1 protein-coding gene and 2 CRISPR repeat arrays (1 of these 3 running past the window's edge) are annotated in these 12,194 nt (G+C 46.2%); the gene reads right to left on the bottom strand.

Translation table 11 applies throughout. From position 1 onward, the window contains the following. Nucleotides 1–5,082: direct repeats of the CRISPR family, unit length 37 nt; unit sequence CTTTCGATCTATCAAATCCCGATCACGGGACTGAAAC (it extends 3,336 nt beyond the left edge of the window). A gap of 112 nt (nucleotides 5,083–5,194) precedes the next feature. Then, a complete protein-coding gene (locus tag NIES208_RS07755) occupies nucleotides 5,195–5,398 on the bottom strand; it encodes a flagellar basal body M-ring protein FliF (protein WP_075891435.1) in 204 nt (67 codons plus the stop codon). Between the two features lie 38 nt (nucleotides 5,399–5,436). Beyond that, nucleotides 5,437–11,970: direct repeats of the CRISPR family, unit length 37 nt; unit sequence CTTTCGATCTATCAAATCCCGATCACGGGACTGAAAC. Nucleotides 11,971–12,194: the final 224 nt, after the last annotated feature.

Genomic DNA, 12,194 nt, shown 5'->3' with positions numbered 1-12,194 from the left:
GCTGTTCTCTCTCCTTTCGATCTATCAAATCCCGATCACGGGACTGAAACTGATCGCTTCCCTGAAAAGTGGCACAAAGCTTATGCTTTCGATCTATCAAATCCCGATCACGGGACTGAAACAGTTATTAGCGATCGCCAACAACTTAACAATAGTCGCTTTCGATCTATCAAATCCCGATCACGGGACTGAAACTAGCCTCCGAGCGCTCATCCTTTAGAGATTCGATTCTTTCGATCTATCAAATCCCGATCACGGGACTGAAACACAGACCCGCGTAGCGCTGCGCTAGATTTTCAGCCTTTCGATCTATCAAATCCCGATCACGGGACTGAAACGAATTCCAGTTGGCAACTACGGCCTCGGTGAAAACTTTCGATCTATCAAATCCCGATCACGGGACTGAAACCACGTTAGCTGGAGCACTTGAAACAATGCTCGAATCTTTCGATCTATCAAATCCCGATCACGGGACTGAAACTATTGGCGCTGTGCCGATCGCCGGGATTCCCACAGCTTTCGATCTATCAAATCCCGATCACGGGACTGAAACCAATATGCCGCCAACATAGCCAAGTCGCCTAGGCTTTCGATCTATCAAATCCCGATCACGGGACTGAAACTGGTCTGACAATTTAACCGTCCAAATTGTTTAACACTTTCGATCTATCAAATCCCGATCACGGGACTGAAACTAGGCGATCGCCATCTGGCAAATCTATCTCCGGAACCTGCTTTCGATCTATCAAATCCCGATCACGGGACTGAAACTTTTGTCAGATTCATTCAAGGACTCAACCTCTTTCAGGCTTTCGATCTATCAAATCCCGATCACGGGACTGAAACATCGCCCATCAACAACCACCTGTGTTTCCTGAACAACTTTCGATCTATCAAATCCCGATCACGGGACTGAAACATGATTACGGCTGGTGACTTGGGGGTTGAAACAAAACTTTCGATCTATCAAATCCCGATCACGGGACTGAAACCAATCCCTGTGCAATCAATTGGCGACCGGGGCTTGCTTTCGATCTATCAAATCCCGATCACGGGACTGAAACTAAATGGCCCCGAATTATTCAAAGTTCCCGTTAGTCTTTCGATCTATCAAATCCCGATCACGGGACTGAAACATCTCTAATGACGCGGTGCGCGACCCAAAACTTTCCTTTCGATCTATCAAATCCCGATCACGGGACTGAAACACGCAAGAACAACGAGTAATAGACGCTCTGAACACTTTCGATCTATCAAATCCCGATCACGGGACTGAAACATACCTAATGCCGCCCCTTCCGTAGCCTGCGCAGCCTCCATCTTTCGATCTATCAAATCCCGATCACGGGACTGAAACACAGAAGAGCAATCACTAACTTTAGAGGCAATGTCTTTCGATCTATCAAATCCCGATCACGGGACTGAAACAAAGCCTTTCTTGAGATACGGAGAAGCCGTCCCGCTTTCGATCTATCAAATCCCGATCACGGGACTGAAACCACCCACTGCCCCTCTTAGGCTTATTTTTGTGGCTCCAGTTGCTTTCGATCTATCAAATCCCGATCACGGGACTGAAACCACCCACTTCTGGGAGCGAGCACGTTTACCTCAACGCTTTCGATCTATCAAATCCCGATCACGGGACTGAAACCTGCATGGTTGCATCCTTTCCCGCCATTATAATCACTTTCGATCTATCAAATCCCGATCACGGGACTGAAACAATGAAACGGCTAGATTTACGAACAACCGAGAGAAACTTTCGATCTATCAAATCCCGATCACGGGACTGAAACTAAAAGTCTCTATAAGCCAAGGCACATCCACAATTCTTTCGATCTATCAAATCCCGATCACGGGACTGAAACGTTCAAACCCCTCTGTCACTTCGTACCATTGACAACGCTTTCGATCTATCAAATCCCGATCACGGGACTGAAACTGTACCTGAAAGAGAACGTTTCAGTGCTGGCATCTTTCGATCTATCAAATCCCGATCACGGGACTGAAACCCAAATTCCCGCGCCGAATTGTATGCCGCTGCCAACTTTCGATCTATCAAATCCCGATCACGGGACTGAAACGATTAATTAACGACTGGTGCTCTTTGAGTCGTGACTTTCGATCTATCAAATCCCGATCACGGGACTGAAACAATGCTGCGTCGCCATAGCCGAGGCTATAAACAATCTTTCGATCTATCAAATCCCGATCACGGGACTGAAACATAAATTCTGCGCCGTCCGCTAATTTTGTGGTGACAATGCCAGCACCAGCCGCTACCTTGTCGTTGTTAATTGCGCCACTTTCGATCTATCAAATCCCGATCACGGGACTGAAACATAAAAAGCTTCCACCGCCAAGCTGTCAAAGCTCTCTTTCGATCTATCAAATCCCGATCACGGGACTGAAACACGATGTAATTGCCGCCACCGCCTGCTACAGAGACTTTCGATCTATCAAATCCCGATCACGGGACTGAAACACGAGGTTTTATGGCACATCCACCAATTCCGGATCCTTTCGATCTATCAAATCCCGATCACGGGACTGAAACTAGTCCCTTGCGTTCGTGGTGATTGGCTAAAATTGCCTTTCGATCTATCAAATCCCGATCACGGGACTGAAACATCTGCTTTCTACAGCAAACCTATCTGACATAACACTTTCGATCTATCAAATCCCGATCACGGGACTGAAACACTTAAAAGGGATTTTAACCAATGATTTAACGCGAGACTTTCGATCTATCAAATCCCGATCACGGGACTGAAACACGGTCTCTAAATCAATGATTAAAAACATTTCTAACTTTCGATCTATCAAATCCCGATCACGGGACTGAAACGGGACTTCGGAGAGGATGGGGGCTGAGGCAATAGTCCTTTCGATCTATCAAATCCCGATCACGGGACTGAAACTTTTCTTCGGACTTCGGCGACCCTGCGTGCTATCTTTCGATCTATCAAATCCCGATCACGGGACTGAAACTTTTGCTTCTAACCGTCGCTCTGCTGCCCATGCGTCTTTCGATCTATCAAATCCCGATCACGGGACTGAAACGAGTTAGCGAAACAGAACTCAGTCGCCGTTGGTCACTTTCGATCTATCAAATCCCGATCACGGGACTGAAACTCTACCTTCCAGTAAACCTCACCGTTGCTATCTGGCCTTTCGATCTATCAAATCCCGATCACGGGACTGAAACTGGGGAATCTTACACAGCTACTTGGAAATTTAAGACTTTCGATCTATCAAATCCCGATCACGGGACTGAAACAACAAAAATGAAGGCTATAGTAGATGAGATATTGAGCTTTCGATCTATCAAATCCCGATCACGGGACTGAAACTGTTCCCACGACTGATAGAGAAGGAAAACATAGACTTTCGATCTATCAAATCCCGATCACGGGACTGAAACTTTTGGGGCAGGCTCACAATTTTAGATACAAAGACTTTCGATCTATCAAATCCCGATCACGGGACTGAAACAACAACGACCCATCAACAGAAGTCGGTGCTGGGAGACTTTCGATCTATCAAATCCCGATCACGGGACTGAAACATATTCAATAATCTGTTCGTTATTCGCATGAACAAACTTTCGATCTATCAAATCCCGATCACGGGACTGAAACTCAGCTTACTTGGCAAAATATATGAGCAAAACTGTTAACTTTCGATCTATCAAATCCCGATCACGGGACTGAAACTCTAGCCGACACAGGGGGTAGCTGTAGGCGGTCTCCTTTCGATCTATCAAATCCCGATCACGGGACTGAAACGCACCCAAAAAGCTGATTCCATTGTAATAGCGCGCTCTTTCGATCTATCAAATCCCGATCACGGGACTGAAACGGGCGTACGCTTGGGCTTCTGCTGCTGTAGTGCTGCTTTCGATCTATCAAATCCCGATCACGGGACTGAAACAGCTAAATAAAACTTTAGGTAACCTTCGATTGTTCTTTCGATCTATCAAATCCCGATCACGGGACTGAAACAGTTTTTAGTGCTACCAGTGCCGCTGCAAATTAGCCTTTCGATCTATCAAATCCCGATCACGGGACTGAAACGGGGTACGATGCCGATTCAATGTCCTTAATAAGTTCCTTTCGATCTATCAAATCCCGATCACGGGACTGAAACCAGCCCCCAGCCGTTGGGGTCATTCCCACATTCAACTTTCGATCTATCAAATCCCGATCACGGGACTGAAACTCTCCCAAGTAAAACCAACCCATCATTGTGCCAGCTTTCGATCTATCAAATCCCGATCACGGGACTGAAACTTGCTAAAACGATGGAGGCTGCGCAGGCTACGGAAGCTTTCGATCTATCAAATCCCGATCACGGGACTGAAACCGACATGAACGAGAGGGCACCCGGCGCTATCCTCTCTTTCGATCTATCAAATCCCGATCACGGGACTGAAACACGATTCCGAGGTTTGATTGGTGGGTCGGTAGCTTCTTTCGATCTATCAAATCCCGATCACGGGACTGAAACGGATCAGCCGTGCCCCATGTTTTAACAAGTTTGTCTTTCGATCTATCAAATCCCGATCACGGGACTGAAACTTTTCTTCGGACTTCGGCGACCCTGCGTGCTATCCTTTCGATCTATCAAATCCCGATCACGGGACTGAAACAGGATTCAAACCCCAGCAACAAATGACTTTGAGAAGCTTTCGATCTATCAAATCCCGATCACGGGACTGAAACTTACTTTTGCGAAACTGCACTTGTACCGAGAAGACTTTCGATCTATCAAATCCCGATCACGGGACTGAAACGAGAATTTGCATCGACTAAGTGAAACTTATATTGAGGCTTTCGATCTATCAAATCCCGATCACGGGACTGAAACACCAACAAACAAGGTGGCATCAATACTTAATCTGCCTTTCGATCTATCAAATCCCGATCACGGGACTGAAACCCTGTAGAGTTGGGCAACCCGGACGCTCTGATTTCTCTTTCGATCTATCAAATCCCGATCACGGGACTGAAACACGGCAGTCATCCCAACCATGCATGCGGCGACTTTCGATCTATCAAATCCCGATCACGGGACTGAAACTCCTTATGGAATGCCTAGGGAAAGGAGAACGGCAAATAGACAAAACGGAGCTGGATCTAGCCCTCGTTTCTATATCTAATTATCTCGCATTGCTGGAGGCATCCAGTGAGTCTTAATCTTGCCGTTGAGCTTCGCGCCGCCTTTGCTCTTCCTTTAGAGCCTCAAGGTCATCACTCAATTCCTCCGTGGTGTTTTCAACCTCAACAGAGGTTCCGGATGGTCGCGTTGTTGACCACAGAAACACCCCAGTAAGCACGATGGCGATCGCTGTCATTCCAGCAACAATTTTCCCTTTCTTCGTTTTTAAAAACTGCATTGTTTTCTCCGCAGACTGACACTGCCAATTATGAATCAACTTTCGATCTATCAAATCCCGATCACGGGACTGAAACTATTTGACTGGGCGATCACAAACTCCCCCCTTCAAACTAGCAATCCCCATCATCGAAAATGCTTGGGCGTTCTCACGGGTGGGGGTGGCGACTTTCGATCTATCAAATCCCGATCACGGGACTGAAACGAGAGACGATCAAACTGCAATCAGAATTATCAATTTTCCGGCTTTCGATCTATCAAATCCCGATCACGGGACTGAAACCTGTAAAAGTTCTGCCTTCGTCTAGATCTTTTGACCTTTCGATCTATCAAATCCCGATCACGGGACTGAAACTCAGCAGTATTGGTAGTCCTTCACTCAGCCCCTAGCTTTCGATCTATCAAATCCCGATCACGGGACTGAAACTCTACTACCCTCGCAAGGGACTAAAACAAGTGAAACTTTCGATCTATCAAATCCCGATCACGGGACTGAAACGCTACCCAATCTGAAGACAAAGATTGAAACAACAGCTTTCGATCTATCAAATCCCGATCACGGGACTGAAACGTAATCTGAAAAAGCAACAAATAAAAAGCCCCACCCTTTCGATCTATCAAATCCCGATCACGGGACTGAAACTCAACGGCAGTTAATAGCGGCGCAGCCCCCTGCGACAACTTTCGATCTATCAAATCCCGATCACGGGACTGAAACTTCCCGTTGGGTCATGGGCTCAACGTCTGCTTTGACCTTTCGATCTATCAAATCCCGATCACGGGACTGAAACAATTATGAATAAAAGTTGTTTTCAATCAACTGAAAACTTTCGATCTATCAAATCCCGATCACGGGACTGAAACTCTTAGGGTATTTGCGTCGTTATCTTCCTAAACTTCTTTCGATCTATCAAATCCCGATCACGGGACTGAAACAAGTAACACCCCCCTTCAGTGCCAACAAACAGCTTTCGATCTATCAAATCCCGATCACGGGACTGAAACTCAAGTGCACCCCCAGTCTCAAATCGCTTGGAATACTTTCGATCTATCAAATCCCGATCACGGGACTGAAACAAGCCAACAGTAAACATCCCCCTTCGTAAGGGTGACTTTCGATCTATCAAATCCCGATCACGGGACTGAAACGAATCACCTGCTATTAAATATGTCTGTGACTTCTCCTTTCGATCTATCAAATCCCGATCACGGGACTGAAACATTCACGCTAAGCAGGTAGGTATCGTTGAACTTCAGCTTTCGATCTATCAAATCCCGATCACGGGACTGAAACCCAGCCATCGGCTTTGTCTCTGGCAAAAAGCTCGACTTTCGATCTATCAAATCCCGATCACGGGACTGAAACAATCCAGACAAAATCAATCCACCGGGGCTAAACCCTTTCGATCTATCAAATCCCGATCACGGGACTGAAACACAGCTAATGCCTTGAAGATACGAGGCCTAGCCACTCTTTCGATCTATCAAATCCCGATCACGGGACTGAAACTTGAGTTTTTCCCAAACCTAAAATGCGTAATACTTCCTTTCGATCTATCAAATCCCGATCACGGGACTGAAACCCCTACCCTAATCTTCCGAGAATTGCCACGGTCACTTTCGATCTATCAAATCCCGATCACGGGACTGAAACATTTGTTCGAATGTCATTTGATTTTCTCCAATCTTCTTTCGATCTATCAAATCCCGATCACGGGACTGAAACTCGCTGGGCGCTACCCGCATAATGCAGAGTGCAAGTCTTTCGATCTATCAAATCCCGATCACGGGACTGAAACACGAATGTGCGAATTAGGCCATCACCCAAGTCCACTTTCGATCTATCAAATCCCGATCACGGGACTGAAACCAAAACCTTAAGGATGGCACTATACTCAGCTTCTTCTTTCGATCTATCAAATCCCGATCACGGGACTGAAACAAATTCTCATCGGGAACAATAATCAACGAATGACTCTTTCGATCTATCAAATCCCGATCACGGGACTGAAACCAGCCTTCGGTCTTTGATCATATTACTCGATTAAGCTTTCGATCTATCAAATCCCGATCACGGGACTGAAACGGATCTACATGTGTCCCAACAAGAAAAATAGCAACCTTTCGATCTATCAAATCCCGATCACGGGACTGAAACAGACAAGGAACCCTTCCATTTAGATGTTGATGAGTCTTTCGATCTATCAAATCCCGATCACGGGACTGAAACTGTTGTGCTGGTGTTGATGGCAAAGATTGAGCGATTCTTTCGATCTATCAAATCCCGATCACGGGACTGAAACACTACCTCAAAGACCACCACCAACCCATAAGTTAACTTTCGATCTATCAAATCCCGATCACGGGACTGAAACCAGAGCAAACCGCCGTCGTGCAGGTGATAGGCATCGTGCCAACTTTCGATCTATCAAATCCCGATCACGGGACTGAAACATTGCAGAGTACGAATTGCACACGGTTGGCGGAGACTTTCGATCTATCAAATCCCGATCACGGGACTGAAACAAGCCACGCTACAGCAGAAAAAACAGCGCCGCTACTTTCGATCTATCAAATCCCGATCACGGGACTGAAACTACTCATTGGCAAGGCGGCGATGCCTCAGGAATATTCTTTCGATCTATCAAATCCCGATCACGGGACTGAAACGGTAGTCGTCGGGTCTTGTAGCCCACCGCCTGTTGCTTTCGATCTATCAAATCCCGATCACGGGACTGAAACCTTTTATTGTGTCCTTAAACTCTAGAACTCGCTGCTTTCGATCTATCAAATCCCGATCACGGGACTGAAACTCGCTGGGCGCTACCCGCATAATGCAGAGTGCAAGTCTTTCGATCTATCAAATCCCGATCACGGGACTGAAACACGAATGTGCGAATTAGGCCATCACCCAAGTCCACTTTCGATCTATCAAATCCCGATCACGGGACTGAAACCAAAACCTTAAGGATGGCACTATACTCAGCTTCTTCTTTCGATCTATCAAATCCCGATCACGGGACTGAAACAAATTCTCATCGGGAACAATAATCAACGAATGACTCTTTCGATCTATCAAATCCCGATCACGGGACTGAAACCAGCCTTCGGTCTTTGATCATATTACTCGATTAAGCTTTCGATCTATCAAATCCCGATCACGGGACTGAAACGGATCTACATGTGTCCCAACAAGAAAAATAGCAACCTTTCGATCTATCAAATCCCGATCACGGGACTGAAACAGACAAGGAACCCTTCCATTTAGATGTTGATGAGTCTTTCGATCTATCAAATCCCGATCACGGGACTGAAACTGTTGTGCTGGTGTTGATGGCAAAGATTGAGCGATTCTTTCGATCTATCAAATCCCGATCACGGGACTGAAACACTACCTCAAAGACCACCACCAACCCATAAGTTAACTTTCGATCTATCAAATCCCGATCACGGGACTGAAACCAGAGCAAACCGCCGTCGTGCAGGTGATAGGCATCGTGCCAACTTTCGATCTATCAAATCCCGATCACGGGACTGAAACATTGCAGAGTACGAATTGCACACGGTTGGCGGAGACTTTCGATCTATCAAATCCCGATCACGGGACTGAAACAAGCCACGCTACAGCAGAAAAAACAGCGCCGCTACTTTCGATCTATCAAATCCCGATCACGGGACTGAAACTACTCATTGGCAAGGCGGCGATGCCTCAGGAATATTCTTTCGATCTATCAAATCCCGATCACGGGACTGAAACGGTAGTCGTCGGGTCTTGTAGCCCACCGCCTGTTGCTTTCGATCTATCAAATCCCGATCACGGGACTGAAACCTTTTATTGTGTCCTTAAACTCTAGAACTCGCTGCTTTCGATCTATCAAATCCCGATCACGGGACTGAAACCTGTGATGTTGGCGATCGCCCCTCCGCCCCTATCTGCTTTCGATCTATCAAATCCCGATCACGGGACTGAAACTATTCGCGGGGGCATTGGTGGGCTTATGCAAAGAACTTTCGATCTATCAAATCCCGATCACGGGACTGAAACCAGAATACGAACTCTACCACCTTTTTCTTCCCATCTTTCGATCTATCAAATCCCGATCACGGGACTGAAACAAATTCACTAAAATCGGCCTCAAAAGCTTCAATAGCTTTCGATCTATCAAATCCCGATCACGGGACTGAAACAAGATTTTGACCCTAAAATTCATGTTGAAGGTGACGCTTTCGATCTATCAAATCCCGATCACGGGACTGAAACCTCACACCCATAGTTATTCGACCCTCTGTGGAAACTTTCGATCTATCAAATCCCGATCACGGGACTGAAACGCTACTTTAAAAGCCCTTAAAAAAGAAAACGGGTACTTTCGATCTATCAAATCCCGATCACGGGACTGAAACGACAGAAACGCCGCCATGCATTGTAATAAATATCCCCTTTCGATCTATCAAATCCCGATCACGGGACTGAAACAGCGCCATTGATATTAAATTCTCTAGGTTCGAGCGCTTTCGATCTATCAAATCCCGATCACGGGACTGAAACTCGGCTTCGGACGTGGCATCGGTGATCGCCGCTTCAACTTTCGATCTATCAAATCCCGATCACGGGACTGAAACATGCGATTTAGAGCTGATACGAATTTACTCTTAGCTTTCGATCTATCAAATCCCGATCACGGGACTGAAACGGATTTTTCTTGTGTCAACTATCTTCACTCTTCTCCTTTCGATCTATCAAATCCCGATCACGGGACTGAAACAGCGCCATTGATATTAAATTCTCTAGGTTCGAGCGCTTTCGATCTATCAAATCCCGATCACGGGACTGAAACTGAGTATTTATCGCTGTTTCCAGTTCAGCTTTCAATCTTTCGATCTATCAAATCCCGATCACGGGACTGAAACCAGATCGGCAAAGGGTTGGCTGGATCTTGGGTATCTTTCGAGCTATCAAATCCCGATCACGGGACTGAAACATTTTACAGAAGCAGATGATGGAACGAAGGTACTACCTTTCGATCTATCAAATCCCGATCACGGGACTGAAACTTGGATAGGGGCGGGCAACTCATTAAAACCGACCAACTTTCGATCTATCAAATCCCGATCACGGGACTGAAACGTATCGTCAAAATTCCGGACGGAAAGACCGCCAGCTTTCGATCTATCAAATCCCGATCACGGGACTGAAACCATCTTGGCGATCGCCATCGAGGTCACGCTTTAAAGCTTTCGATCTATCAAATCCCGATCACGGGACTGAAACGGGCTAAATTGGGTAGGGGGTCTACCCAAAATGAGACTTTCGATCTATCAAATCCCGATCACGGGACTGAAACTGCTCAAATTCAGAAAGCTTCCCACACGTTTCGGTCTTTCGATCTATCAAATCCCGATCACGGGACTGAAACGAGGAGCTAGAAAAATTTATTGATGACCTTGCTAACTTTCGATCTATCAAATCCCGATCACGGGACTGAAACCAGAGAGGATGTGCCCCGCCTCGGTAAACGCTTCCTTTCGATCTATCAAATCCCGATCACGGGACTGAAACATATCACCAACAACGGCTAACGATTCTCCAGTAGCCTCTTTCGATCTATCAAATCCCGATCACGGGACTGAAACTTACCCCAATCCCAGTCCCCTCAACGGCTACGACCTTTCGATCTATCAAATCCCGATCACGGGACTGAAACAATGAAGAAACCAAGGAAAGTTATGGAAGACGTAAAACTTTCGATCTATCAAATCCCGATCACGGGACTGAAACTAGATCAGTATTGTTTACGATTGTGGGCATTGTTCTTTCGATCTATCAAATCCCGATCACGGGACTGAAACGCTTCTTTCTCTTTCTCTTGGGCGATCGCCACTTCCTTTCGATCTATCAAATCCCGATCACGGGACTGAAACCTAAGAGTTGAGATTTATGATTTTGGCTCAAAAGCTTTCGATCTATCAAATCCCGATCACGGGACTGAAACCAGTCGTTAAACATTTGGCGATCGCCTTCAGAAATTCTTTCGATCTATCAAATCCCGATCACGGGACTGAAACTCTTATTAGCCCACCAATGCCTTTTAGCCCCCACCTTTCGATCTATCAAATCCCGATCACGGGACTGAAACCCAGAAGGTCTAGTAATCAAAGGGAAGAACGTAGGGCTTTCGATCTATCAAATCCCGATCACGGGACTGAAACTGGGGAAAGTGCCACGCCTAACGACATTTACGCATGCCTTTCGATCTATCAAATCCCGATCACGGGACTGAAACCTCAGCGCGCTGAGAACAACCATGGCCTTAGAAGCTTTCGATCTATCAAATCCCGATCACGGGACTGAAACTTGACGTTTGGGACGATGGCCTGTTGCTGTTCCCATCCTTTCGATCTATCAAATCCCGATCACGGGACTGAAACAACTATTGGGTCAAATTAGGCAAAGCAGGGCATACTTTCGATCTATCAAATCCCGATCACGGGACTGAAACATAGCGGGTATCAGGGTGCTTTGCACTGCTTGTATTCTTTCGATCTATCAAATCCCGATCACGGGACTGAAACTTCTATTTGCTAAGGTGGGCGATCGCATGGTTATTTTTCCCATCGTTCAGCATCTCGCCTTAATTTACTGATCTCCTGATGCATTTTTTTCTTCTCTGCTAATAGCTTCTTCTGTTTGTTCGCCAAACTAATTATCTGAGCGTGTTTTTTGTCGTCATCCTTTCGCAATCAGGGTAATCGCATCAAAATAAAAGACAGGAAAGGGGTAAAGTAAAGGAGCTTAT

Origin of the sequence: [Limnothrix rosea] IAM M-220 (assembly GCF_001904615.1) — a bacterium.
Taxonomy (GTDB): Bacteria; Cyanobacteriota; Cyanobacteriia; order Cyanobacteriales; family MRBY01; genus MRBY01.
Note: the sequence above shows the minus strand (reverse complement) of the source record. Positions and strands in the feature narration are given on the sequence as shown.

Coding starts and splice junctions, on each gene's coding strand:
- NIES208_RS07755 (WP_075891435.1), bottom strand. CDS start 5,398: ATGCAGTTTTTAAAAACGAAGAAAGGGAAAATTGTTGCTGGAATGACA.